The sequence below is a fragment of the Capnocytophaga leadbetteri genome (genome assembly GCF_003054025.1).
GTDB classification, from domain to species: domain Bacteria; phylum Bacteroidota; class Bacteroidia; order Flavobacteriales; family Flavobacteriaceae; genus Capnocytophaga; species Capnocytophaga leadbetteri.
This window is the reverse complement of sequence record NZ_QBKG01000017.1, coordinates 1-23,099: the sequence shown is the minus strand read 5'-3', so window position 1 is coordinate 23,099 and position 23,099 is coordinate 1. Positions and strand designations below refer to the sequence as shown.

The following is a 23,099-nucleotide window of genomic DNA, read 5'->3' as shown; positions in this document are numbered from 1 at the left end:
GTAATATATTATTTTGTTATTTTAGCACTAAATCAGTACTGCCTACTTCGTTTAATTTGTCGTCGTATATAGTTATTTTATAAGTACCTTTCTCAAATTCTTTTGAAGTTTTAGCTATAAAATCACATACATCTACACTCTTACTGTCGTAGATAAAATGGGTAGAAGTGCTGTAGTTCACTGTGTTATCACCTTCTGAAGCACTGTCGTTAGCACCTAAAGTGATACCTGAGGGAGAACTTACTTTTATATAGAAGTTTTTACCTCCTGTTTTAGCTATTTTGTTAGCCCCTACAGTAAAACATACTCTTATTTTTTCAGCAGCGCGTCCTCTGTCTGTTATTTTGTTTTTACTGCCTTTTACTGCTTCAGCTGTCAGTTTTCCTATCTGTAGTGCAGCCCCTACTTCTACTACTTTTTTCAGCTTATTAGCTTGTTGCGAGAGCGAGTCTACTTTAGCTGAAGTGCTGGTCAGTTTTACAGAAACACTGTCTAAATCTTTTCTGATAGCTTTGTTGATACGAGTCAGCGAGTCATTTTTTCTAAGCAGATAATCTCGTTCTTTAGCGAGGGCAAAGGCTTGGTTTTTAAAGCGAGCTAAAGCCGAAATATTAACCTTCATATTTTGCAACGAGTCGATGTATTTGGTTATTTTCTCACGTGCTTTTAGTAGGTCTTCACTTATGTCTTTATTAGTAGCAACAGCCTTGTCATAGCTTTTTTTCAGCATATCAAGGTTGCTCATTACCTGTTTTTTCTGTATATTCAATTCGTTTTCAGTAGCTAGTCTATCCTTATTTAACAGGTAAGTGTAATACCCTAAGCCTCCAGTGGCCAAAGCCAATATAGCTATGATAATTTTAGATAAGATACCTCCTCCTTTAGGGGGTTCTTCATTGTCGTAACTATTATAATTAGGCACTGATTGTGCGTTTTTTTCTAAATCATTTATAGGTTCTGAAAAGATAGATTTATTATATTCGTTACTCATAGTTTCTACTCTATTTAACCTCGCAAAAGTACAAACAAAATATATTAAATGCAAATTTTTCACTGTTTTTTATATTCTTTGAAAAAGATGTAGTAATTTTGCCTCGTTTTTTATATCAATAAAGTTTATGTTAATACGTTATTTTGCAATTGTTTTTGGCTGTTTGGGCTTGGGCGAACTTATAGTAGCTCTTACTCACATCCCTTTCCCTTCCAGTATAATAGGGATGCTTTTTCTCACACTTTTTTTGCATTTAGGGTGGATTAAACTTCAATCTATTAAAGCCCTTTCCGATTTGCTTATTTCCAATTTAGGACTGTTTTTTGTGCCGCCTAGCATCGGTATTATGGCTTATTTTAAACAGATAGGCGAAAACTTCTTAGCCATCTTTATATCTATTATTATCAGTACTATAGTAGTGATTATAGTTACAGGTCACGTTTATCAATTCCTACGTAAAAAATTAAAATAATGAAGTCTTTAGCAGAAAATCAAGTATTACTTTTATCCATAACTTTTATTCTTTATTATGGGGTATTGCTCTTACAGAAAAAATACAATTCTGTATTCCTAAATCCTGTGCTCATCACAGTTTTAGTGCTTATTTCTTATCTTATTATTTTTGATATTTCGCCTGAAAAATACGAAGAAGCCGGTCAGTATATCGATTTCTGGTTGAAACCATCTATAGTAGCTTTAGGTGTTCCGTTGTATTTGCAAATCTCAAAGATAAAGAAACAACTTATTCCACTGGTAGTTTCTCAGTTTGCAGGTAGTTTGGTAGGAGTAATTACGGTATGTTTAGTAGCTAAATGGTTAGGCCTTTCTAATGATATTGCTATTTCATTAGCTCCTAAGTCAGTTACAACCCCTATTGCATTAGAGGTAACGCGTATGCTGGGAGGTATTTCGCCTATTACCGTAATGGCAGTAATGACCACAGGCTTTCTTGGCAATATTTTCGGTATTACATTCCTCAATTGGTTTCGCATCAAAAGCCCTATGGCTAAGGGTATTTCTTTAGGAACAGCTTCTCACGCCTTAGGTATTATGGCGGCTTTTAATCTTAGCGAAAAATATGCAGTATACGCAAGTCTCGGAATGATTTTCAACGGTATTTTTACCGCTATATTAGCCCCTACTGCTGTACACTTACTTTTTTCATAAAATATATTTAAATGTAAAAAAAGCTGCCAAAATATTAGTTTGGCAGCCTTTTTTATAATTCAAAAATTCTAAATTATTTAGGAGGATATTGTTCTAATATTTTATTGACAAAGTTGCTAATAGCCTCCTCTTTTTGTTCTGATTTGTATGGTATCGCTCCAGAGCCCTTGCCTTGCCATACCAAGTCGTGTTTGCGGGCGTCTATAATTTCTATGTATAGAGTGCCTTCTGTATTTCTGCTAACGTTATAGGTAGCTCCTCCCCAGAAAGGTCCCCAGCCCCAACCCCAGCCCCAATAATACGGACTGTTGTCGTAAATATCTACATTCTCGCGCTCACGAGTAAAGATATTCACTAAAAAGTCAGGGTTGTCTGATACTACCATTCCTTTGCTGGTCAGATTTTTTTCTATAGCACGCAAAATACGCTTTTTGTCTAAGTCTGAAATAGGTGCTTTATCTACTCCTTCTTTAAAAAAAGCAAACGATTTATAGGTCGAAAAATCAGCTTGGCGGTCGTAATCAGTTGCTACATACACACTTGCACAAGAGCTTAGCACTAAGGCAACTCCTAGCATTATAAGATAAGTTATTCTTTTCATTTTTTTATATGATTTAGTGTTCTCTTATCTTACAGCAAAATTCATACCGAAAAACGCTAATGCCTATGGTAATCTTTCATACAAACAGCAGTGGTGTAGCTTATTGTACACTTCATCATCAGCGCGTTCTTTGCCAGCATCGTGTCCTACTTTGGCTATGGCTTTTTGTACATCTTCTTCTGAACATTTGCGCTCGTCAAAGATAAGTGTCATATTTCCGCTTTTGATGTCCCAATTTGCACTTTTCACACCTTTTACTTTATAAGCGGCTTTTTCTATGCGGGCTTTACATTGTTCGCAATTACCTCCTACGGCAAAGGTTACTTTTTTGCTCTTATTAGGAGCCTGTTGTGCATTAACAGTAGCGAGTCCTAAAAAACTCAAAACTACCCATAATAAAATACGTGTCTTCATTTTTTTCTTTTTTTATTTGTTGAATTAAATTTTTGCTTATTTTAGTCGTTAGTGTTTAGTCTTTAGTCTTTAGTCGTTAGCAAGCGACAACATTCTAACGACTAAAGACTAACGACTAGCGACTAATTACTAAAGTTTAAATCTCAGTCCTGCGTAGTACATTTGTCCAAAAGCAGGAGCGTACTGCATAGTACTATCAAAATATGCGCCAAAAGGAGCATCAGCAGCTAATATGCCGTTAGCTTGTTTGTAGTTAGTGATGTTCTCGCCACCTACATACACCTCAAATTTTTTAGAAAATACTCTGGTAATCTGTGCGTTAAGTGTAGCAAACGAGGGTGCGTAATCACTCAATCGGTAGGGTAGAGGGTTGGTAGCCGTAGTAGGCAATCGTTGCTCACCTAGCCAGTTGAAGGTTACGTCAAACTTCCATTGCGAATGGTTGTTTTCGTGGGTATCAGCAGTTTCATAAGCTATGTTAGCAAACCAGCGATGCTTAGGAGTTAGCGTTTTTTCTAACTGTCCTTTAGTGAACTGGGTTTGTACATCATAGTACTTATAGGCAGCTTTAAAGTCTAAACCTTTCGCAGGCGTGATACTAACTTCAGCTTGCAACGAGTTAGCAAAACTCTTGCCATTGAGATTGTAAAACAAGGCTTGCTGAGGCGAGTGGTCTAAATCTACCACTACCTGATTGTCAAAATGAGTGCGATAGAAATCTACTGATAGTTCAGCATTTTTGCCCCATATTTTAAAGGCTTGCAAAAAGCTCGCTCCGTAGTTCCACGCTATCTCAGGGTTTAAACCGTACAGCTTCCCGCCATCACCTCCTATAATATGTAGCTGTCTCGAAGAAGCTAATAACTGCTGATTTTCAGCTATCACATTAGCAGCGCGTTTGCCTCGTCCTGCTGAAAGTCTAAAGGTAGCTTGTTTCCAAGGATTGTAGCGCAAGTGAAAGCGTGGAGTGATAAAGTTACCTAAGTTGTTATGGCTATCAGCACGTATACCTGCTACAAAGCTAAAGTTGCTCAAATTATCGTAAGTGTACTCAAAGAAAGCACCTACTGAGCGGTCTATTCGCGAGAAATCGCCTGCCAGAGCAGAGGTGGTTAGCTGTTCGTTGTAATCGTCATAAGTACCGCTAAGCCCTGTAGCAAATTTGTGTTGAGTATTGCCGATGATAGAGTTGTATATCAGATTGCCATACCAGCTTTTTTGGTGTATATCATAGCTATTCAACCCAAAATAAGAATTTTGCCTATGCGATTGAAATGAGTTCTGTAGCCCTATACTTTTATAAGGAGCATCTGGGAATACATATCCTGTTTTATTAGAAAGGGTAAAACGCTCAGAGTTCACTTCACTACCCCACGCATTAGTGGTTCCTTTGTCTGTTAGCGGATTGTAGTCTATTTGCCCTGCTTGGCGTTCGTCTTTCATATAGTTTAGGTTCAAAAAGCTCACCCACCCCTTTTCGGCATTGCTATATTGCCAACGGTTTAGTAGGTTTATTTGGTTACCTATAGGGTTGTCTATAAATCCATCGTGGTTGTGGTCGCTTTTGCGCTGACGTACATTGCCGTGTGCTAAAAGACTGGTAGCCCATTTGTCCGATAGTTTTACTTTGGTATGAGCATTCAGCTCGTATCGGCTATCTTCTGAAGTGTATAGGTTTAAGAAAAACGGACGCGCATTAATAGGCTTTTCTATTTCGTAGTTTATTTGCCCTGAAATGCTCTCATAACCATTGATAACACTTCCTGCACCTTTGGTTATCTGTATGCTCTCAATCCACGTACCTGGCACAAATGATAGTCCATAGGCTTGCGAAGCTCCTCGCATAGCAGGGATATTCTCTTCAGCCATAAGTATATACGGACTGGTAAGTCCTAACATTTTTATCTGTTTGTTACCGGTTACTGCATCAGAGAAATTCACGTCTATCGACGGATTGGTCGAAAAACTTTCTGAAAGGTTGCAGCACGCAGCTTTTAGTAGTTCACCGCTACTCATAGTGTGTAGGTTGGCTACCTGCCACTGCGATTTCATAGTATTAGCCCTTTTTTGGGTTACAACTACTTCTTCCAAAGCCGATTGCGGCTCTAATTGTATGTGTAGAACTTCCGAGTTAGTTACTTTTACGGTTTTTGTCTTATAACCTATATAACTAATAACTAAAGTATTACTATTTTCAGTGCGTTTTAAGGTGAAGGTACCATTATCATCGGTCGAAACACCTATTTGGGTACCATTCCAATACACTTCCGCCCCCATAAGAGGCAAATTAGCTTCATCTACTACAGTTCCTTTGCTAAATTGTTGAGCAAAAGCAGTCAGAGGGAGTAGTAATCCCCATAATAAAATATATCTTAACATTGATTTTTTTCTTTATGCGTTAATAATCTATCAAAATGGATTGTAGAAGGTTATCCGAAAAGTTTTTCGTGTATGTTAACCATCACATCTCCCCCTTTGAAGGGGGTAGGGGGGATGTTAATAATCACTGAGTTATAAAAAACTTATCTGTATTATTAAGTAGAACTCTTTGAATACCCTCTTAAAATGAAAAATTATTAGGCATAAAACACACGCTGGCAGTAAAGCGCATACAGTGGGGGCGCGTTCAAACGAACCGCTGAAGTAGGACTACTTTTTGTAGCAGTAGTCAAAATTATCACTTCTTCTACAGATGAAGGAATACAAGAGGTAGGAAGCACAAATGATTGTAACTCCAATTTAAATGCTTTTACTACCGAAGTACTATCAGAAGTCGAAGAGGCAACTGAAGTATTATCACAACATTTTTTATTATCATCACTATTGTCATCTTCATCACCACCGGAGCAATCGTCCATTGTAGCACAAGCACAAGCATCATCATCTTCTACTATCAGTGCAGAAGCATAGTCTAATGAAACTGATGCTAATTGGTCTTGGCAGTAATGAAAAGTAACCGCCCATCCTGAATTGCTAAACAAGATGAGGATTGATAATAATATGTTGATAACTATTTTTTTCATTGCGAGGGCAAAGGTACAACTTTTTCACTATCTCACTAAAAAATTAACAATAATTTAACACTCTCATAGCTAATGGCAAACTGCTAAATAAAAAAAATCCTAAGTAATAAAACTTAGGATTTTCTCAACGCACAACACTACTAAGATTATAGGTCTATCGCAATCGGTCTGCTGATTTTACGAGCTTCTCGTCCCGCCTAATAGCCTTATTGGCTAAAAACAAAAAAACGATAGAAAGCACGGGTACGAAAACCCCAACACCTTTCTCAGAAATAATACCTTCTCCAGATGAGTTTAGCATTCGATATACAAATATTCCTAGTAAAGTAAAATTTATAACGATATTCAGCCAATTAAGCAATTGCTGAAGGTTCCTTTTTTTGTATTTGAATATAGTGTAAAGAGCCACTACTGCTGAGATAGCAAATAGCAATGTGCGCAGCCAGTCTAAACCAAATAATATAGTCATTGCAGCTACTACGCCTGCTATAAGCATATACACAGTTTGTATTCTCTGTATCATAAGTTTCTTTTTTTAAGCGCGCAAATATACTACTTTTTTATAAACCTCAAAAAAAATATTTTATTTCAGCTTATCAAAACCATTGCCATATACCCCCATTACGTTAGTTTTGGTCACAAAGGCAGAGGGGTCTATAGTGCGTACCAAACGGAAAATAGAAGTTGCCTCAGTACGGCGAGCTATTACTATCACTATTTTTTGTGATGATTTAGAGTACCAGCCTATACCGTCAATAATAGTGCAACCGCGTTTTAACTCACTGTTGATGTGGGTAGCTATCTCATCGTAATGTTTAGAGAAGATAAACAGCTGTACCGATTGGCGTGCACCGTTTATTACTATCTCTACCATTTGCCACATCATCGGTAGCAACACAAGTCCATAGATGGTTTTTTCAAGCGAATTATCTTTGTGTTCTAAGATGAAGTAAGATGATAACACTATACATACGTCTACCACTAATAAGATACGCGCAATGCTGATACTGTAGTATTTAGTGATAACAAAGCCTATAATATCAGTACCACCGGTACTACCATTAGCCGAATATACCAGACCCAAACCAGTACCGCATAGTAGCCCACCCATTATTACGTTCAAAAAATCGTCTCTCAAAGGGGGGTGTTCTATAAAGTAAGGCATTAGGTACTCTTTTCCGGCCCATATTAGGGTCGATAAGATAGAAATAGAGATGAGGGTACGGTAGGTGAATTGCCTACTCATTGCCTTAAAACCTATTACCAACAAACAGAAGTTGATAATCCAATAAGTGATAGCCAAGTCAGCCCCTAATTTGTAGTTCAAAATAAGGCAGATACCTGCCAAACCTCCGGTTACTATCTCGCTAGGCATTATAAATCCGGTAATACCTACCGCATAAGAGATAAGCCCCAACACTATGATGAGGTAATCTTTTATGTAAAAAGATTTTAAGTATTTAATAGTTTTGCTCTCTGTTATTGCCATAACATTTGTCTTTGTTGATGAAAATTCCTTGTTTTAGCGGCGCAAAGGTACTACTTTTAATTGAATGTGCAAACAAAATATAATTTACTTTCTTATGCCAAACTTTCTTTGATGCGCCTAATGGCTTCACGTAGTTCTTTTTCTGAGGCAGCATATGAGATGCGTATACAGTTAGCATCGCCAAAAGCCTCACCCGTTACTGTGGCTACCATTGCTTCTTCTAACAGATATAAAGAAAAATCGCTTGCATTATGAATAGTGCGCCCTCTTAAGGTTTTGCCAAAGAAAGACGATACATCAGGGAAAACATAAAAAGCTCCTTCAGGTACATTCACTTTAAGACCTTCTACCTCGCTCAAAAGTGCTAATACCAAATCCCTGCGCTTTTTAAATTCGTCTATCATATATTGTATTTCACTCTTAGGAGCTTTTAGGGCTGCGATAGCGGCACGTTGCGCTATAGCATTAGTGCCACTAGTTATCTGTCCTTGCACCTTATTGCAGGCTTTGGCTATCCATTCGGGGGCAGCTAAGTAACCTATACGCCAGCCAGTCATAGCAAAGGCTTTAGAGAGTCCGTTGATGGTGATAGTTCGCTCATACATACCCTCTATAGCGGCAAAACTAGTGTGGGGAATAGAGGTAAAGTTGATGTACTCGTATATTTCGTCTGAGAGAATAAAAATGTTAGGGTGTTGGCGCAATACTTTTGCAAGAGCTTCTAATTCTTGTTGGTTGTACACCGAACCGGTGGGATTGCAAGGGGAGTTAAACCACACCATTTTGGTCTTTTCGGTGATAGCCGCTTCTAATTGGGCGGGGGTTATTTTGAAGTCGTTTTCTATAGTAGCCAATATCTCTACAGGGGTAGCGCCTGCCAGTTTTGCTATCTCTTTGTAGCTCACCCAATACGGAGCGGGGAAAATCACCTCGTCACCAGGGTTGAGCATCGCCAAGGCGGCATTTGCCAAGCATTGTTTAGCACCTGTAGAAACTACTATTTGGTTCGGGCGATAACTAAGTCCGTTGTCGCGTAGCAGTTTGGCAGCAATTGCCTCTCTAAGCTCTAAATATCCATCTACAGGGGTATATTTGCTGTAGTTTTGGTCAATAGCCTCTTTCGCTGCTTCTTTGATAAAGTCCGGAATGTTGAAGTCTGGCTCTCCTAAGCTAAGCCCAATAATATCTTTGCCTTCGGCTTTTAGTTCTCTCGTTTTGGCAGCCATTGCAAGGGTAGCAGAGGCTTCCATAGCATTAATGCGGTCTGATAAAAACTGTTTCATATTAGTTTATTGTTAGTTTATCGTTTGTCATTTGTCATTAAAATGGGGTATTTTACATCTTTCCCTAAAACACTGTCAAAAAAGTTCCAGTTAAAGAAAGAATCAACCTCTGTAGGAGTTAATACCTCTATCAAATATCGTTTAGCTAATTGCGCTGTAGGTACCATATAATCACCTTTATAAACGCGTACCGAATCTTTGTGTACGCTCGCTTGTGTGTCGTAATGTAGGTAATGCCCTTCAAACGGAGTTGTTACGGTTTTAAAATCGTCTATTTGATAGTAATCTACCTTCATTAGCGTATCTTTAGCCACCTCTTTCATTTCTACATTGTGTACTTTCAGTCGGTCTATCACCTTTTGCCACGCTTTGGGTACGATGTAATACTCAGGAGCTACTAAGGCAGCATTTTCTTGGGCTTGCTTTATTTTCAGTTGTTTGATATACGCATTATCAGCATCAGCTATTTCTACTATCGTTTTCATCGTTTCGTAGTTAGCCACTACACGCTTATTATAGCTTTTAAATATATGGGTATTAAGCTGAATACCAATGCAATTCCATAGCGAAGCATAGCCTACTGCGTGTCTTGCCTTGCTGAGTTCAGGGTCGGGTAGCAACCGTCTGAAAGGTTGTTGTACACTGTCTTTGGTTAGCGAAACATAATTCATCTGAGTTAAAGAATCTGATAAACGGGGCACTAACACATCATCAATGTATCCTCCTAAGAAAGTGCCAACTTTCTCTTTTTCAGCAGGCGAGTAGCTCACAGTATAGCGGTATTCTTCTTTCCTACTCACCTGATTGTCAATCAATATATCAGGTTGAATTTCTTGCAGAACTTTCGATAGCGAGAGCGTATTTTCTACATCAGCTTTTATAAAATCGTTATCTAAATCATAGTAGGTAGCACTTTCTTTTCTGTCTTCTTGCATTCCCCCTATATTATATGCCGGTATAGTAACAACTATTACATTGCCCGAAAGTTTGATTTCGTTTTGGGCTAAGTTTCTAAATAACAGAGTAGTAGCATTTACCCCATCTGTTTCATTGCCGTGTATAGCATTGTTGATGAATATAATAGTGCGTTCCTCGCGGTATTTATTGAGGTTGAATTCGCCATCAGCACTGTATATCACCAAATGCAGTGGCATACCATTGTCTGTTTGCCCAATAGTTTTGAAGGAAATAGAGGTGAATTCTTTAGAAAGTTCTTTGTAATAATCTATTATTTCCTCATAAGTAGAGTTTTTTAGTCCGTCCTTCTGTTCAAAAGGTGTTTCAAACTTTTTAGGAGACGAAAAGAATGGCGTTTCGCACCCCACTAACACACAGCCTAATAATAAGTATATAATGTGCTTTATCATAATTAGTAATATCCTAATTTTCCTATTTGCTAATTTTCTAATTTGCTAATTATTAATGTATTTTACACAGTTTTCTAATATTTTTACTTCATACCCTAATGCCTTAGCATCGTTAGCGCTATACGCCACGCAAAAATCACCTGCTAAACCACAAAATACGAGTTCTTTAATGCCTTTATCTTGCAGATACCCGTGCAATCCCGTGTTGTTTAGCTTATTATTGTCAAAAAAAGCACTATAACTATCAATTTCTGGGTTCATTCCTTTGCGGAATATAGCCGATATGTGTCGTGTATCAAGGTCTTTGTGCAATTCAGCCCCAAAAGTGCCTTGCACACAGTGGTCAGGCCATAGAATTTGGTCTATACCATTCAGTTCTACTGTATCAAAAGGATTTTTACCCACGTGCTGACTTGCAAAACTCTTATGGTTGGCGGGGTGCCAATCTTGGGTAGCTACTATTACGCTATAGTCTTTTTGCATCTCGGCATTGATGTGCGAAATAATTTGGTCGCCCTGTGGTACAGGTAATGCGCCTGTAGGCATAAAGTCGTTTTGTAGATCAATAATAATAAGTGCTTTCATAAAGATTTTTTTTTAAATTAATTACATTTTTACAAGCGAACCTTCAGCGAAGGATGAGCGAAGGATAAGCGAACGATAACCCTTAAAATTCGCTCCAAAGGTACAGTTTTTTTCAATATTATCCCTATCTTTGCCAAAAAATATTTTACTGATGCATTTTTTATCTGAAGAATTAGAAAATTACGCCGCTCAACATACTGAAGATGAGCCACTTTTGCTACAAGAACTCAATAAGCGTACGCATCTTAACGTACTGCAACCACGAATGATTAGCGGACATTTTCAAGGGCGTTTTCTCAGTTTATTGTCTAAGATGGTGCAACCTCGCACTATTTTAGAAATAGGTACTTATACGGGCTATGCTACCCTCTGTTTGGCAGAGGGGTTGCATCCTGAGGGGTTACTCCACACCATTGACATCAAAGAAGAGCTGACTGACCTACAGCACGAGTTCTTCGACCGTAGTGGTTATGGCAGGCAGATAGTGCAGCATCTGGGCAAAGCTGCTGATATTATCCCCTCACTCAATACTACTTTCGACCTTGTTTTTATTGATGCCGATAAGCAGAATTACGCTCACTATTTTGATTTAGTAATAGAAAAAATGAACCGTGGTGGTATTATCCTTTCCGATAATGTGCTGTGGAGTGGCAAGGTAGTAGAAGAAGTAAAACACAACGACAAACATACCCAAGCGCTAATGGCATACAACCAAAAAATAAAAGACGACCCCCGTGTAGAGACCGTCTTATTACCCATCCGCGATGGCATTACTCTTTCAAGAGTCAAATAAAAAGCTTTTACTCTTTACATAGGTTGTCCAAATTGATATTTTTCAAGAGCCCTTTATCATAAGAGAGCTCTTTAGGAGTTTCTATATCTAATGTGATATCATACAATCTTTGAGTTGAAGTATTAAAAAGTAACCAAGTGATAGCCCTTTCTACTACCTCTGGCTGTTGTACATTGTCAGAAATATCATTTTCTACATAGATTTCTATGTAAATATTTTCATTATCCTTTCTGTCAATTCTTAAGAAACACTTTTCTTTATCAGCTTTGTATAAAGGATTGTCTAAATTAGAGCTTTTAATTATTTTTGCCAATAGATTGGTACAATACATTTCTTCTTCAGATGAATATTTCTCCTCTTTTAAAGAAGAAAGAGGCACTATTTCCCCCGAAGAAGCTTCTAATATGCGAATATCTTCAATATTAGTTCTATTCACATACAAAATATAACGATTTTCAAATCTAATTGCTGAATTATATCCTACATAAAGCTTGAAGAAAGGAGTGTTTTCAATAGTAACTTCATTTGTTATGAAAGAAACACCCTTTTTCCCATTAGATATTTTCTCAATTTCATCACCTAACTTTTTTATTAAAGGTAGGTCAATTACTTTTTGTTCTGCTTCTTCTATACTAACTGATGGTTTAGGAGCTTCTTGTGCTAAACATTCTTCCTTTTCTTTATTAGTAACAGCTTGATTTTTAGGTAGTTCACAAGCCCAAATAACAAAGGCTAAAAATAAAACAATAAATCTCATATACTAATTTTTTAATTTTTTAAGGTTCGGCAAAAAGTACGCTATAAGTCCCATAAGAGGCAAAAACGAACATACTTTATACACAAAATAAATATCTGTTAAATCTATCAGTTTGCCCAGAAGTGCCGATGCTAAACCGCCCATACCAAAGGCAAAACCGTAAAAAAAGCCAGAAATCATTCCTATTTTGTGGGGTAATAACTCCTGCGAATACACTAATATAGAGGCAAAAGCTGAAGCGATGATAAAGCCTATCAACACTATAAGCACGCCTGTAGTAGTAGCATCAGCGTAAGGTAACCAGAGCGCAAACGGAGCAGTACCCAATATTGAAAACCAAATGATGAACTTGCGCCCTACTTTGTCACCAAAGAAGCCGCCAATAAGAGTGCCCGCCGCTACTGCTCCCAAGAAATAAAATAGGTAAAGTTGTGCTTGCTCATTGCTAAAACCAAACTTCTGTATGGTATAAAACTGAAAGTAATTATTGATAGCAGCAGTATAGAAGTTTTTAGAAAATACCAAAAGCATCAGTATAATCATCGAATTGCGTACCTGAGCCCTTGTTAGGTTAGGCATTACTACAGGCTTTTTAGCCTTTTTCTTCAGTAGTTTTAGCAGTATACTGCGCCATTTGCCTACTAATATAAGGATAAGCATTGCAAAAATAGAAAATGAGCAAAACCATATCAATCGCTCTTGATGAGCTTCTTCTATTAGCTGTCCATCTATTACTTTCTTGCTGAAAACCAATAATATAACCAATAGGGGGGCGAAAGCTGTACCTAAATTGCCTCCTAATTGAAAAATAGCTTGGGCAAAAGAACGTTTTCCGCCTGAAGCTAAAAAAGCTACCCGAGAAGATTCAGGGTGAAATACCGAAGAGCCTACCCCTATCAGGACTACTGAAAGCAAGATAGTTGTATAGCTGCTTGCCATTGATAAAAAAATAGCTCCTAAGGTAGTGAATGCCATTCCTAATACTTGCGAGTATGGTTGTGGGTGTTTGTCGGTATAATTACCTACTAAAGGTTGCAAAATAGAAGCTGATAGCTGGTAACAAAGCGTGATGACCCCTATTTGCGTCATTGTAAGGGCGTATTTCGCTTGTAGAGTAGGGTAGATAGAAGGTATCATTCCCTGAATAAGGTCGTTTAGTCCGTGAGCTAAAGCTATAAGTAGTAAGATACGGTATTGAGGTTTGTTTTCTTCGTACATAACTCTTTTTCAAATTTGTGGGGCAAAAGTACAAAATAATAGACAAATAGCAATTGATAATTGACAATTGAGGAATTTGATGTATATTTGCAGCAAAATTATTAAAAATCAATTACGATGGAAAGAACGTATGCTGGTATTCCAGAAGAAAACGCTACACTCGAGAATGCTAAAGTAATGCTCGTAACCGTACCTTATGACGGTACTTCTACGTGGGGTAAAGGGGCTGATAAAGGACCTGAATTGTTCTTAGATGCTTCTGAAAATATGGAACTTTATGATATTGAAACTGATACTGAACCTTATTTGAATGGGGTGTATTTGGCAGGCGAAATAAGCGAGAATAGCTCGCCAGAGGCAATGACCGAAGCAGTATATCAAAAGACGAAAGAACTCCTCAAAAACGAGGACAAGCTCTTTACTCTTTTTGGGGGAGAACATTCAGTTTCTATAGGGTCTATCCGTGCGGTAGGCGAGAAGTATGAAAAGCTAACAGTGCTACAGCTCGATGCCCATACTGATTTGCGCCCTGAGTACCACGGTTCTACTTCTAATCACGCTTGTGCAGTGTTTGAAGCGAACCAAAAGCACAAGTTGGTGCAAGTAGGTATCCGCTCAATGGATGCTGAAGAAAAGCAATATTTACCTAAAGGACGTGTGTTTTTCGCTCACGAGATTGCTAAAAATCCTAATTGGATAAAAGATGTACTCGACAAAGTATCAGGCAATGTATACATCACCATTGATTTAGATGCCTTCGACCCTGCTATTGCACCTTCTACAGGTACACCTGAACCAGGGGGCTTGCAGTGGTATCCTACCCTTAAGCTATTGCGCAAAGTCTTCAAAAAGTGCAATGTAGTAGCTTTTGATATAGTAGAGCTGATGGATAGTCCGCAAGCTAAGCCTACGGCTTTCTTAGCTGCTAAACTTTATTACAAAATGTTAGCTTACTATTTTAAATATCAGAATAAGAAGTAATAAAAAATGCTGGTTGATACTTACATCAACCAGCTTTTTTTATTATCATATAGTCAAAATTGTCTAATTGCCTAATTTCTCTTCGTATTTTTCAAAGATAATCTTAAACCATTCGGTATACTTTTCAGGGTGAGCTGCTATATCTTTTCTGATGTCTTCAGGCAGAGCCCATCGCCAAGCCGCTACTTCGTCAGGATTGATAATAGGGGGCTCTTCGTAATAACCTATTAAGATATGGTCAAGCTCGTGTTCAGTTAGTCCGTTATCAAATGGGGCTTTATAGATGAAACTCATTACATCGGTAAGCTCTGTACAAAAACCCATTTCTTCTTGTAGTCGGCGTTTGCCTGCCTCAACAGTGGTTTCTCCCTCGCGTGGGTGACTGCAACAAGTATTCGTCCATAGCATAGGCGAATGGTATTTGTCAGCAGCCCGCTGTTGCAGCATAATCTCTCCTTTTTGGTTGAGTACAAACACCGAGAAAGCCCTATGTAGCACAGCCTTTTCGTGTGCTTCCATCTTAGGCATTAGCCCTATGGCGTTGTCTTGCTCATCTACTAATATTACGCGCTCTTCCATTGTATTTCTTGATTTGCTAATTCTCTAATTTGCTAATTTCCACACGATCTCCTTTTTCTATACCCCATTTATCTGCTAACCCCCCATTGATTTCTAATACATACATAGCAGGCGCTTCAGAAGGTAGTGAGGTTTCATCTTTAGGACGTGCATTTTTGGCGATACTTACCACTTTTTTATCTTTGTTTAAGTAGATAATATCCAAAGGGATTAGCGTATTTTTCATATAAAAAGAACGAGGTGCTTCATTTTCGAATACAAACCACATACCTTGCTGCTCCTCCATAGAAGAGCGGTACATAAGTCCTACAGCGCGCTCATCTTCTGTTTGAGCTAACTGTGCCTCTAAACGCTGCAATAGACTATCTTTCTTATAGATAGACAGTTCTGCATCTTTTCTGAATACCACATCATCAGGGGTAAGCTCGATAACGCGCTGTGTGTTATTATTGTTATTGCCTAAAAAATAAGGCAAAATAAAGGCAATAGCTGCTAAAGCTGCCAAGCCTAAAGCTACTGCTACAAAGTGTTTTCTAAAAAAGTTCATTTTTACTAATTTTGAATTTTGAATTAATGTTATAAAACCTACAAATAATTAAATAGCGTTAATTTGCTAATTGCCTAATTGTTTGTAAGGATTGTTTCTGTTTGCCTTGAGAGTCAAAATTATCCTTAGAAAGCCATCGTTCAAAGGAGCGTTTGTTGTGAGCCCACTCTTTATCAATCATAGAAAACCAAGCTGTATCGCGTGAACGCCCTTTGTAAACAACTGCTTGCCTGAATATTCCTTCATAGACGAACCCTAAGCGCTCAGCAGCACGGCGTGACGGCATATTAAGGCTATCGCATTTCCATTCGTAACGCCTATATTGGAGGGTCTCAAATACGTATTTAGCTAATAGATACTGCGCCTCAGTGGCTATTCGTGTATGTTTTAAGGCATTGGAATAGGTAACAGCACCTACTTCTATCACTCTGTATTTGGGTTCTATACGCATTAGCGAAAGCGTTCCGATAGCTTTTCCGGTTTCCTTGCTAACAATAGAAAAATAGTAAGGGTCCGCAGAAGCTTCTTGTTTAGTGAGTAAAGTGCGTAACTCCTCTTTATCTTTCAAAGGAGATAGAAATAGATACGTCCAATCTGCAGGATTTGTATTAGCTTCTAAATAGAACTCAGATAAGTCGTCTAAATGTTTTTCTGCAGAGAGGTGCTCCAATCGGCAATATACCCCTTCTAATACCTTTATAGCAGGCATCTCTCCTAATGAAAAATTAGGTAAAGCCTCCCCTATAGGTTGATTGTATTGGTTTGTGGTCATAATATCTATAGTACTATCGTAGGTAAAAAAGGTTTATGTTATTTAGAGGCAAGGGTTCTCAGTGCTTTTTTTACAATATACTTGGTTTCTTTGGTAGGACTTTCGCTTTCCCAACGCTCACATAGTGCTACTACAAAATCGGGGCGGGTTTTGCTGGCATCGTTCAGCCAGTTTCCTACGCTATCTTGTACATACTTTGCTTTATCAGTTTTCAATTTATCTAATATGGGCAAATACTGTTCTGGCTTTTCTTTCAAGGCTTCTATATGGGCACACCAAACACCCCGCGGACGCAAGGCTTCTGTACTAAACCTGCGTATATTTTCATCTTCACTTTCTGCCCAATCAGAGAGAAAAGCGATTGAAAAATCTAAATACTTGCTCATTTCGGGGCGTAACGCCATCCAGATTATCTCACGAACACCAAAATGGCTATCAGCTACTAAGGGTTTTAATTTGTGTAACTTGTCTTTCAGGGGTATATCGGTATGCAAAGCTACTAAATAGCAAGCATAACAGCGCACAGAATCGGATAAGTGATTGCTGAGTTGCTCAAATAAAGGCTCATACAGGTTAGTATTTGTATATTTTTCGTATAACAATGCTCCTATGAGCCTAATAGTATTCATTGTAGAAGGTTTCTTTTGCTGATTGATTTGGCAAACTAACTCTTCAATGATATTTTTATCAATCCCTAAAGTAGGAAAAACAGATTTTACCAGCTGTGAATGGTCTATAGCCAACCATTCAGTAAGGTTTACTGTTTCTATAGTCCCCGTATTTAATAGTAAAAGTACTTCGGAAGGAATATCTGCAGCCTTTTGAGCTCCTTTTCTGTTTTTGATAGCTTCTATATTCATTATTTGTTATTAGACACAAATTACAAAAAGCAATAGATTAAAGTTTTGAGACTTTTTTTCTAAATAATAAATAAAAACCTGCTATAATAAACGGTACACTGAGCCATTGTCCGGTAGAGAGTAGCCCCAAAGTGCTTTCAAAACCTCCTTGACTCTCCTTTACGAACTCTACAGCAAAACGTATGCTCCACAGCAGTACTAAGAAAAGTCCGAAGATGAAATAAGGTTGCTCTTTTTTATCAGTTTTCCAATAGACATACCACAGTACCCAAAATAGACAGAAGTAGCCAAATGCCTCGTATAGTTGGGCTGGGTGTTGGTAGGGGATAGAGGCTAACACTTCAGCAAAACGCGGGTCGTGGGTGATGAGCTTGTACGCCTCTTGTGCATCTGTTTGCTCGGTGAGTGCCATAGCTCTCTGAGGTGAGAGCATACCATTTTGCACGAATTTTACCCCCAAAGGATACTGGTCGCTTACTATCTTTCCGTTAATTTCAGAGTTAAAAAAGTTGCCAAAGCGCACGAACATTCCGCCTATAGTGATAGGAATTACTACACGGTCTAATATCCACGAGAGCTTAATGTCTCTATATTTGCGCACGTATAGCAGCATTGCTATGATAATACCTACTGCCGCTCCGTGACTCGCTAAGCCTGAAAAGCCCGTTAGCTGCCAACCTCCATCAGGTTTCTCTTTGATTGGTAAGAAGATTTCTAATAAATGGTCTTTGAAATAATCCCAATTATAGAAAAAGCAATCGCCTAAACGCGCGCCTACTAAAGTAGCTATGGCGGTATAGACAAACAAAGTATCGAGTTGTTGTACGGTCTTGCCTTCGTTTAGGTATATTTTTTTGGTGAGATACCAACCCAAGCTAAACGCTACAATAAACATCAAGCTGTAGTAACGGAGTTGGAAAGTACCAAAAGAAGCAAGAATCTCATTAGAGTTCCATATAAAATTTAAAGCAACCATCAGTGTTTAATTTTTTTGATTGGCAAAAGTACAATTATTTATTGTAATGTGCAAACATTCGTGTTTTTTTACTATTTTTGTCGCCTATATATTATATCTATGCGAATTATATCAGGAAAGAACAAAGGAAAACAACTCATTGCCCCTGCTAAATTGCCGGTACGCCCTACTACCGACTTTGCTAAGGAGGCACTGTTTAATATCCTTAATAACGATTATTATTTTGACGAGCTTTCGGTGCTTGACCTCTTTGCCGGTACGGGTAATATAAGCTATGAGTTTGCTAGTAGGGGGTGCCCTGCCGTGATAGCGATTGATAGCCACAGTGGCTGTGTACAGTTTATCAGCAAGACGGCACGCGAACTTGACTACCCTATCACAGCACTTAAAGCCGATGTATATGAATACCTAAAACGTACCTCGCAGCAGTTTGATGTGGTATTTGCTGACCCACCATACGAGTTCCCCGCAGAAAAGTTCGCTGCTATAGCAGAACTTGTATTTGACAACGCTCTTCTTAGACCTAATGGTACGCTTATCATAGAGCACTCTACTCGCACAGACCTTTCAGAATTACCCCATTTTGTGGTAGCTAAGCGATATGGTGGCTGTGTGTTTAGCTTTTTTGAACCTTAAGCGTTAGCAAATACTCCTTTATTTCTGGGGTGATACGTTTACTCTCTCTCGCCTTTTGTATACTCTTATTTTGTACAAAAGGCGCGAGTCTTTTTGCTTCTAAGTAAGGCAACGTTGCCTCGTATTGCTTTGCCAGAGCAGTTGCTAAGTACCACGCTATCATCATATTTATATAATATTCATCAGATTCAATAGCGGTAACCCATTCCAGGTGTACAGGATTGAAGTGCTCGTCTAAATAGTTGGATAGCAATATCCCTATACCATAACGCACTGTGTAAGTATCGGCGCTTGCTAACCATTTTTGTACATAGGCGAGCGTTTCTTCAGGGTATTTGAGAAAGATTTTAGGCGCAAATGTATCGCAAGTAGCCCAATTGTCGATATAAGGCAAAAAGCGTTCGGTATACTTCATTACTTGCTCAAAATCTTTTAATTCTGCTATTATAAAAGCGTGCAAATTGTTTTCTTCGTAGTAATAATGCGGCAACTCTTCTAAGAAAGCCATTGCTTTTTCAGATTCGTTTTTTAGCAATTCTTTAGCCAACGTGCGCATAGCAGGGGTGCGTACCCCTATAATACGTGCCTTATCGACAGTAGGGATAAGACCAGCGGTAAAATCGCGATAGGGAGCATCGGCTAAGGCTATTAGTTTTTGTGTTATCATAATTAGTTTTTATACTCTGAAAGGGGAGAATACTCCGTTACATCACGCTCACATAGGTTTTCTAAAAGTAATACTATAAAATTTATTATCCCAGAACAATTCTGTTTTCTTTTCAGTTACTGAAGTAGGGATACATTGTTCTATAGCGTTTAAATCGACTGTTTTGTCTTTAAAATAGGATTTGGAGAAGAGGCTTTTTTTGTACTGACTTTCAACAAAGTCGGCTGTTTCGTCAGCGATAAGGAGTTTGCTTCCTATTTTGGCAACTCTGAGCATTTCGCTTATAGCAAGAGCTTTGTCGTTGAAAAAATTGATGCCTCCGTTGTGAAAAACAATATCAAAAGTATTATCGGCAAAAGGTAATTCTTCGGCAGGGCACTGTACAAGCGTAAGATTTGTTTTCTTTTGCCACTCTTTTTTACATCTTTTGAGCATCCCCATTGAGATGTCAGCCCCTATAAGTTCTATCGTTTTCAGGTCTATCTCTTGTGGTATATAACGCAAGTCAGCCCCTGTGCCTATGGAAACATAAAGTACCGAAATGTTATTTTTCCACTCTAAACGACTCATTAATTCAGTACGCAAACGGTCAATAGCGTTGCCATATTTGAGTTTTCCTATCCATTTTTCTCCAAAATCATAGAAAAAAGACATCCAATCATACATTTTCATATATTTTTGATTATCTCCACTGATAAAAAGGTCGTTCATACAGCACAGAATGCCATTTTCCTGTTTTAAATTCTCTATTTTTATATCAGATTTTAATATTTTTGATATATCTTTCATTATATGTATATTTTGTTTTACGCTGCAAAAGTAGTAATAATTTGTCAATTAACCTATATGTTAAAGCAAATTATGCATTAGAGGGGGAGAATTGTATTATTTGCAATGTTTTACTCGTTTTGTTATCGATTTGATGACGATGATTCTTCGCTCTTCCTATACTTAATCTATATTCAGTGTATACTTAATCTATACTGAAGATATTATTGAAAGATATTTAATAAAAAGTGTTAATATTAGTGGTGGGAAGGCTGGGACAGGCGTAATGGGCGCAAAAATTAAAAACAAAAAAAGCAAGGAAAAATCATATAGTTTTTCCTTGCCAAATGAAAAAAAATCCTCATATTTGCGCTGTTGAAATTGAAAAATGTAAAGTACAAATTATGAGTCATATTTCACTGGGGCAAAGATACAAAATAGAAGGATATCTACAAATTAATTTAAAAAAAGCTCGAATTGCAAAAGAAATAGGATTGCCTAAAAAGACTGTAAATCAAGAAATTAAAAGAAACTCTAATCCTCAAACAGGCATATATAAAGCTGAGGCTTTCATAAAAAAAGTTTATTTTTTATTGGTCAAATCATTAAAATATTGTATTTTTGCACCCTGAAAGAAATAAATAATAATTGAGAATACATTTTTTTAAGAATTTGAAAGAGAGAGGTTTAATTAAAACAAATACTATGAAAAAGATAGCATTACTGCTATGCTTGCTGTGCTGTTCGGGTGCATTTGGGCAGCGTGATGATATTAAAACACTGTTAGCCAAAGCAAGCAAAGGCGATATAGATGCACAAGCTTACTTAGCTTTTTGCTATGAAAAAGGAAACAATGTACCCCAATCTTATCCTAAAGCAGTACTTTGGTATGAAAGTGCCGCTAATAAGGGAAATGCTAAAGCACAGACTAAATTGGGGCTTCTCACCTACAAAGGCTTAGGTACTACTCAATCGTATGCTAAGGCAGCTGAATGGTTTGAAAGAGCTGCTAATCAGGGGCTTGCTGAAGGGCAAACCAAATATGGCATTTGCTTTTACAAAGGACAAGGGGTAGCCCAGTCGGATGCGAAAGCAGTAGAGTGGTGGCAGAAAGCAGCAGAACAAGATTACGCTGAGGCACAAGGTTTATTAGGCTATGCTTACTTTAGAGGTAAAGGTGTAGAACAGTCTGATGAATTGGCTGTGCTATGGTTTGAAAGGGCCGCTATGCAAGGGGATATTGACTCGCAGCGCGACCTTGGCACTTGCTATTTTCAGGGCAAGGGTGTAGACCAATCGTACGAAAAAGCTGTTTATTGGTATGAAAAAGCCTCTGAACAAGGCGATAAAGAAGCACAGATGCTATTAGGACTTTGCTATTTCACCGGTAAAGGGGTAGCTAGATCAGTGAATAGAGCTGTTTATTGGGTAGAAAAGTCGTGCAAAAACTATAATACTAAGGCGTGTGAATACTTAGAGAAAATAAAACCATAAACATTTGATAATTAACTATTAACAAGTAACTATTTAGTTAGATAATATTATGTTTGCAAATCTCATTTCATTTGAAGGACGCATTAGAAGAGCTGAGTTTGCTATTACTCTTATTCTTTGTTACTTCGTTAGATCTTCCTTGCTTGCTATATTTGGTGAACTCAATTTGTTGAGCACCATATCTAGTGTTTTTTTAGTTTTGATATTTTTCTCTCAAAGTGTGAAGCGTCTACACGATATGGATCAGACAGGATGGTTAGCTATACTGCCTGTTTATAATCCTATTCTTCTACTATTTGTAGATGGTACAAGGGGCAAAAACCAATATGGTGAAGACCCTAAAGGGCGTGCGCCCCTCTCTGAGACATTTAGTACCGCACATCAACCTACTCCGTCTAACTTTCCTCTGCCAGATATACCGCCTACTGAGCCACAACCTTTCTCTACGCAATCGAGTGCTACTTCTACAGCAGAAAGCTATATTCCTCTTACTGATTATGCGCTGAATGCAGACGGCACCGTACTACAACAGTGGCTTAACAAGCAGATTACGTTCTTGAATATGGCTGTAGATGAGCAACTTAGCCAAGTAAAAACAATAGGTAGAGATGCCTTTGATAGCTGTGAACAGTTGGGAGAAGTAATCTTACCCTTAGATCTTCTTACTATTAATAGATATGCTTTTGATAATTGTGTGCTTTTGCACTCTATTATTTTCCCCAGTAAAATGACTTTTGTAGGAGAATATATTTTTGGTAAAAACTGTCCTAAAGTACTTATATTTAAAGGTAGAACACCCCCCGTATTAGAAGGCGACTTTGGCTATAACGATGACCGTATAGAGGTGATATACGTACCTATAGGTTGCAGTGAAGCCTATAGAGAAGCGCCCAGTTGGCAGAAATACAAGCGGAAAATATTTTAATCAGCAATTTAGCAAATTGGCAAAATAAAAAGAATTTCACTCATAGCTAACTCAGGGATACAGTACATCAAATTCTGTCATATCCTAAAATAGGTTTACACTAAAATAGGAAAAAAATATGACAAAAGGGCGAGCAGAGATAGTTCGGTACAGTGATTGCTTTAAGAGAGCTGTCATAGAAGAAATAGAGAAAAAAGGCTTAAGTA

The 23,099-nt window shown here is 38.0% G+C and carries 27 protein-coding genes; 8 read left to right on the top strand and 19 right to left on the bottom strand.

Annotation, left to right across the window (positions count from 1 at the left end; genetic code table 11):
- Positions 1-16: 16 nt before the first annotated feature.
- Complete coding sequence (locus C8P65_RS10440; protein WP_107782751.1) at positions 17-991, bottom strand: hypothetical protein; 975 nt, start codon at positions 989-991, stop codon at positions 17-19.
- Between the two features lie 127 nt (positions 992-1,118).
- On the opposite strand from C8P65_RS10440, the gene C8P65_RS10435 reads away from it, so the two are divergent.
- Together C8P65_RS10435 and C8P65_RS10430 are read left to right on the top strand one after the other, a co-directional pair.
- Complete coding sequence (locus C8P65_RS10435) at positions 1,119-1,463, top strand: CidA/LrgA family protein (protein ID WP_095914793.1); 345 nt, start codon at positions 1,119-1,121, stop codon at positions 1,461-1,463.
- A complete protein-coding gene (locus C8P65_RS10430) occupies positions 1,463-2,158 on the top strand; it encodes an LrgB family protein (RefSeq protein ID WP_009392925.1) in 696 nt (231 codons plus the stop codon). Before C8P65_RS10435 ends, C8P65_RS10430 begins: the two co-directional genes overlap by 1 nt.
- A gap of 73 nt (positions 2,159-2,231) precedes the next feature.
- Here C8P65_RS10430 and C8P65_RS10425 read toward each other — a convergent pair whose 3' ends face one another.
- From C8P65_RS10425 to pncA, 9 genes are all read right to left on the bottom strand, one after another.
- A complete protein-coding gene (locus C8P65_RS10425) occupies positions 2,232-2,759 on the bottom strand; it encodes a DUF4136 domain-containing protein (protein WP_107782750.1) in 528 nt (175 codons plus the stop codon).
- A 63-nt stretch (positions 2,760-2,822) separates the two neighbouring features.
- On the bottom strand, positions 2,823-3,173 hold the full coding sequence (locus C8P65_RS10420) for a heavy-metal-associated domain-containing protein (protein WP_009392923.1): 351 nt from the start codon (positions 3,171-3,173) through the stop codon (positions 2,823-2,825).
- Positions 3,174-3,302: 129 nt separating this feature from the next.
- Positions 3,303-5,552 (bottom strand): TonB-dependent receptor, encoded by a 2,250-nt coding sequence (locus C8P65_RS10415; protein WP_107782749.1) that lies wholly within the window; start codon positions 5,550-5,552, stop codon positions 3,303-3,305.
- Positions 5,553-5,749: 197 nt separating this feature from the next.
- On the bottom strand, positions 5,750-6,196 hold the full coding sequence (locus C8P65_RS10410; RefSeq protein WP_107782748.1) for an HYC_CC_PP family protein: 447 nt from the start codon (positions 6,194-6,196) through the stop codon (positions 5,750-5,752).
- 154 nt (positions 6,197-6,350) lie between these two features.
- Positions 6,351-6,719 carry a DUF4293 domain-containing protein gene (locus tag C8P65_RS10405; protein ID WP_009392919.1) on the bottom strand — a complete coding sequence of 123 codons (369 nt, stop codon included), beginning with the start codon at positions 6,717-6,719 and terminating at the stop codon, positions 6,351-6,353.
- Between the two features lie 60 nt (positions 6,720-6,779).
- Entirely contained in the window at positions 6,780-7,685 is a 906-nt protein-coding gene (locus C8P65_RS10400) for a YitT family protein (protein ID WP_107782747.1), read from the bottom strand.
- Between the two features lie 92 nt (positions 7,686-7,777).
- Positions 7,778-8,968 (bottom strand): pyridoxal phosphate-dependent aminotransferase, encoded by a 1,191-nt coding sequence (locus C8P65_RS10395; RefSeq protein ID WP_107782746.1) that lies wholly within the window; start codon positions 8,966-8,968, stop codon positions 7,778-7,780.
- A 17-nt stretch (positions 8,969-8,985) separates the two neighbouring features.
- Positions 8,986-10,335: a M14 family zinc carboxypeptidase gene (locus C8P65_RS10390; protein WP_107782745.1), complete on the bottom strand. Its 1,350-nt coding sequence runs from the start codon at positions 10,333-10,335 to the stop codon at positions 8,986-8,988.
- A gap of 45 nt (positions 10,336-10,380) precedes the next feature.
- Positions 10,381-10,920 (bottom strand): bifunctional nicotinamidase/pyrazinamidase, encoded by a 540-nt coding sequence (gene pncA, locus C8P65_RS10385; RefSeq protein WP_107782744.1) that lies wholly within the window; start codon positions 10,918-10,920, stop codon positions 10,381-10,383.
- 151 nt (positions 10,921-11,071) lie between these two features.
- On the opposite strand from pncA, the gene C8P65_RS10380 reads away from it, so the two are divergent.
- Complete coding sequence (locus tag C8P65_RS10380) at positions 11,072-11,713, top strand: O-methyltransferase (RefSeq protein WP_107782743.1); 642 nt, start codon at positions 11,072-11,074, stop codon at positions 11,711-11,713.
- A 7-nt stretch (positions 11,714-11,720) separates the two neighbouring features.
- Here the strand turns inward: C8P65_RS10380 and C8P65_RS10375 are convergent, their stop codons facing one another.
- A complete protein-coding gene (locus C8P65_RS10375; RefSeq protein WP_107782742.1) occupies positions 11,721-12,470 on the bottom strand; it encodes a hypothetical protein in 750 nt (249 codons plus the stop codon).
- Between the two features lie 3 nt (positions 12,471-12,473).
- The gene (locus C8P65_RS10370) at positions 12,474-13,688 is read right to left on the bottom strand and encodes an MFS transporter (RefSeq protein ID WP_107782741.1); all 1,215 of its coding nucleotides are present in this window, start codon (positions 13,686-13,688) and stop codon (positions 12,474-12,476) included.
- Positions 13,689-13,805: 117 nt separating this feature from the next.
- Here C8P65_RS10370 and speB point away from each other — a divergent pair, with 117 nt between their 5' ends.
- Complete coding sequence (speB, locus tag C8P65_RS10365; protein WP_107782740.1) at positions 13,806-14,669, top strand: agmatinase; 864 nt, start codon at positions 13,806-13,808, stop codon at positions 14,667-14,669.
- Between the two features lie 63 nt (positions 14,670-14,732).
- Here the strand turns inward: speB and idi are convergent, their stop codons facing one another.
- The 5 genes from idi to lgt are packed head-to-tail and all read right to left on the bottom strand — an operon-like array spanning position 14,733 to position 18,403.
- Positions 14,733-15,248, bottom strand: coding sequence for an isopentenyl-diphosphate Delta-isomerase (gene idi, locus C8P65_RS10360; RefSeq protein ID WP_107782739.1), 516 nt, complete (start codon positions 15,246-15,248; stop codon positions 14,733-14,735).
- Between the two features lie 16 nt (positions 15,249-15,264).
- Entirely contained in the window at positions 15,265-15,795 is a 531-nt protein-coding gene (locus C8P65_RS10355; protein ID WP_107782738.1) for a DUF192 domain-containing protein, read from the bottom strand.
- A 58-nt stretch (positions 15,796-15,853) separates the two neighbouring features.
- On the bottom strand, positions 15,854-16,567 hold the full coding sequence (locus tag C8P65_RS10350) for a GNAT family N-acetyltransferase (protein ID WP_107782737.1): 714 nt from the start codon (positions 16,565-16,567) through the stop codon (positions 15,854-15,856).
- 38 nt (positions 16,568-16,605) lie between these two features.
- Positions 16,606-17,427 (bottom strand): DNA alkylation repair protein, encoded by an 822-nt coding sequence (locus C8P65_RS10345; protein ID WP_107782736.1) that lies wholly within the window; start codon positions 17,425-17,427, stop codon positions 16,606-16,608.
- A 37-nt stretch (positions 17,428-17,464) separates the two neighbouring features.
- Entirely contained in the window at positions 17,465-18,403 is a 939-nt protein-coding gene (gene lgt / locus C8P65_RS10340) for a prolipoprotein diacylglyceryl transferase (protein ID WP_107782735.1), read from the bottom strand.
- A gap of 99 nt (positions 18,404-18,502) precedes the next feature.
- Here lgt and C8P65_RS10335 point away from each other — a divergent pair, with 99 nt between their 5' ends.
- Positions 18,503-19,039, top strand: a complete 537-nt coding sequence (locus C8P65_RS10335) for an RsmD family RNA methyltransferase (protein WP_107782734.1) — start codon at positions 18,503-18,505, stop codon at positions 19,037-19,039.
- Here the strand turns inward: C8P65_RS10335 and C8P65_RS10330 are convergent.
- Together C8P65_RS10330 and C8P65_RS10325 are read right to left on the bottom strand one after the other, a co-directional pair.
- Complete coding sequence (locus C8P65_RS10330; protein WP_107782733.1) at positions 19,020-19,706, bottom strand: DNA alkylation repair protein; 687 nt, start codon at positions 19,704-19,706, stop codon at positions 19,020-19,022. The two genes, C8P65_RS10335 and C8P65_RS10330, sit on opposite strands and share 20 nt — an antisense overlap.
- A 48-nt stretch (positions 19,707-19,754) precedes the next feature.
- Positions 19,755-20,495: a class I SAM-dependent methyltransferase gene (locus C8P65_RS10325; protein WP_107782732.1), complete on the bottom strand. Its 741-nt coding sequence runs from the start codon at positions 20,493-20,495 to the stop codon at positions 19,755-19,757.
- Positions 20,496-20,821: 326 nt separating this feature from the next.
- Between C8P65_RS10325 and C8P65_RS10320 the strand changes: the two genes are divergently transcribed.
- The 3 genes from C8P65_RS10320 to C8P65_RS10310 all read left to right on the top strand — a co-directional run bounded on the left by C8P65_RS10320 (position 20,822) and on the right by C8P65_RS10310 (position 22,893).
- Positions 20,822-21,106: a hypothetical protein gene (locus tag C8P65_RS10320; RefSeq protein ID WP_107782731.1), complete on the top strand. Its 285-nt coding sequence runs from the start codon at positions 20,822-20,824 to the stop codon at positions 21,104-21,106.
- 73 nt (positions 21,107-21,179) lie between these two features.
- On the top strand, positions 21,180-21,968 hold the full coding sequence (locus C8P65_RS10315) for a tetratricopeptide repeat protein (RefSeq protein ID WP_107782766.1): 789 nt from the start codon (positions 21,180-21,182) through the stop codon (positions 21,966-21,968).
- Between the two features lie 49 nt (positions 21,969-22,017).
- The gene (locus C8P65_RS10310) at positions 22,018-22,893 is read left to right on the top strand and encodes a DUF805 domain-containing protein (RefSeq protein ID WP_107782730.1); all 876 of its coding nucleotides are present in this window, start codon (positions 22,018-22,020) and stop codon (positions 22,891-22,893) included.
- The last annotated feature ends 206 nt before the right edge of the window (positions 22,894-23,099 follow it).

Bases quoted from the DNA above. Each gene is read 5' to 3' on its own strand.
- C8P65_RS10440 (WP_107782751.1), bottom strand. From the start codon at position 991: ATGAGTAACGAATATAATAAATCTATCTTTTCAGAACCTATAAATGAT.
- C8P65_RS10435 (WP_095914793.1), top strand. From the start codon at position 1,119: ATGTTAATACGTTATTTTGCAATTGTTTTTGGCTGTTTGGGCTTGGGC.
- C8P65_RS10430 (WP_009392925.1), top strand. From the start codon at position 1,463: ATGAAGTCTTTAGCAGAAAATCAAGTATTACTTTTATCCATAACTTTT.
- C8P65_RS10425 (WP_107782750.1), bottom strand. From the start codon at position 2,759: ATGAAAAGAATAACTTATCTTATAATGCTAGGAGTTGCCTTAGTGCTA.
- C8P65_RS10420 (WP_009392923.1), bottom strand. From the start codon at position 3,173: ATGAAGACACGTATTTTATTATGGGTAGTTTTGAGTTTTTTAGGACTC.
- C8P65_RS10415 (WP_107782749.1), bottom strand. From the start codon at position 5,552: ATGTTAAGATATATTTTATTATGGGGATTACTACTCCCTCTGACTGCT.
- C8P65_RS10410 (WP_107782748.1), bottom strand. From the start codon at position 6,196: ATGAAAAAAATAGTTATCAACATATTATTATCAATCCTCATCTTGTTT.
- C8P65_RS10405 (WP_009392919.1), bottom strand. From the start codon at position 6,719: ATGATACAGAGAATACAAACTGTGTATATGCTTATAGCAGGCGTAGTA.
- C8P65_RS10400 (WP_107782747.1), bottom strand. From the start codon at position 7,685: ATGGCAATAACAGAGAGCAAAACTATTAAATACTTAAAATCTTTTTAC.
- C8P65_RS10395 (WP_107782746.1), bottom strand. From the start codon at position 8,968: ATGAAACAGTTTTTATCAGACCGCATTAATGCTATGGAAGCCTCTGCT.
- C8P65_RS10390 (WP_107782745.1), bottom strand. From the start codon at position 10,335: ATGATAAAGCACATTATATACTTATTATTAGGCTGTGTGTTAGTGGGG.
- pncA (WP_107782744.1), bottom strand. From the start codon at position 10,920: ATGAAAGCACTTATTATTATTGATCTACAAAACGACTTTATGCCTACA.
- C8P65_RS10380 (WP_107782743.1), top strand. From the start codon at position 11,072: ATGCATTTTTTATCTGAAGAATTAGAAAATTACGCCGCTCAACATACT.
- C8P65_RS10375 (WP_107782742.1), bottom strand. From the start codon at position 12,470: ATGAGATTTATTGTTTTATTTTTAGCCTTTGTTATTTGGGCTTGTGAA.
- C8P65_RS10370 (WP_107782741.1), bottom strand. From the start codon at position 13,688: ATGTACGAAGAAAACAAACCTCAATACCGTATCTTACTACTTATAGCT.
- speB (WP_107782740.1), top strand. From the start codon at position 13,806: ATGGAAAGAACGTATGCTGGTATTCCAGAAGAAAACGCTACACTCGAG.
- idi (WP_107782739.1), bottom strand. From the start codon at position 15,248: ATGGAAGAGCGCGTAATATTAGTAGATGAGCAAGACAACGCCATAGGG.
- C8P65_RS10355 (WP_107782738.1), bottom strand. From the start codon at position 15,795: ATGAACTTTTTTAGAAAACACTTTGTAGCAGTAGCTTTAGGCTTGGCA.
- C8P65_RS10350 (WP_107782737.1), bottom strand. From the start codon at position 16,567: ATGACCACAAACCAATACAATCAACCTATAGGGGAGGCTTTACCTAAT.
- C8P65_RS10345 (WP_107782736.1), bottom strand. From the start codon at position 17,427: ATGAATATAGAAGCTATCAAAAACAGAAAAGGAGCTCAAAAGGCTGCA.
- lgt (WP_107782735.1), bottom strand. From the start codon at position 18,403: ATGGTTGCTTTAAATTTTATATGGAACTCTAATGAGATTCTTGCTTCT.
- C8P65_RS10335 (WP_107782734.1), top strand. From the start codon at position 18,503: ATGCGAATTATATCAGGAAAGAACAAAGGAAAACAACTCATTGCCCCT.
- C8P65_RS10330 (WP_107782733.1), bottom strand. From the start codon at position 19,706: ATGATAACACAAAAACTAATAGCCTTAGCCGATGCTCCCTATCGCGAT.
- C8P65_RS10325 (WP_107782732.1), bottom strand. From the start codon at position 20,495: ATGAAAGATATATCAAAAATATTAAAATCTGATATAAAAATAGAGAAT.
- C8P65_RS10320 (WP_107782731.1), top strand. From the start codon at position 20,822: ATGAAAAAAAATCCTCATATTTGCGCTGTTGAAATTGAAAAATGTAAA.
- C8P65_RS10315 (WP_107782766.1), top strand. From the start codon at position 21,180: ATGAAAAAGATAGCATTACTGCTATGCTTGCTGTGCTGTTCGGGTGCA.
- C8P65_RS10310 (WP_107782730.1), top strand. From the start codon at position 22,018: ATGTTTGCAAATCTCATTTCATTTGAAGGACGCATTAGAAGAGCTGAG.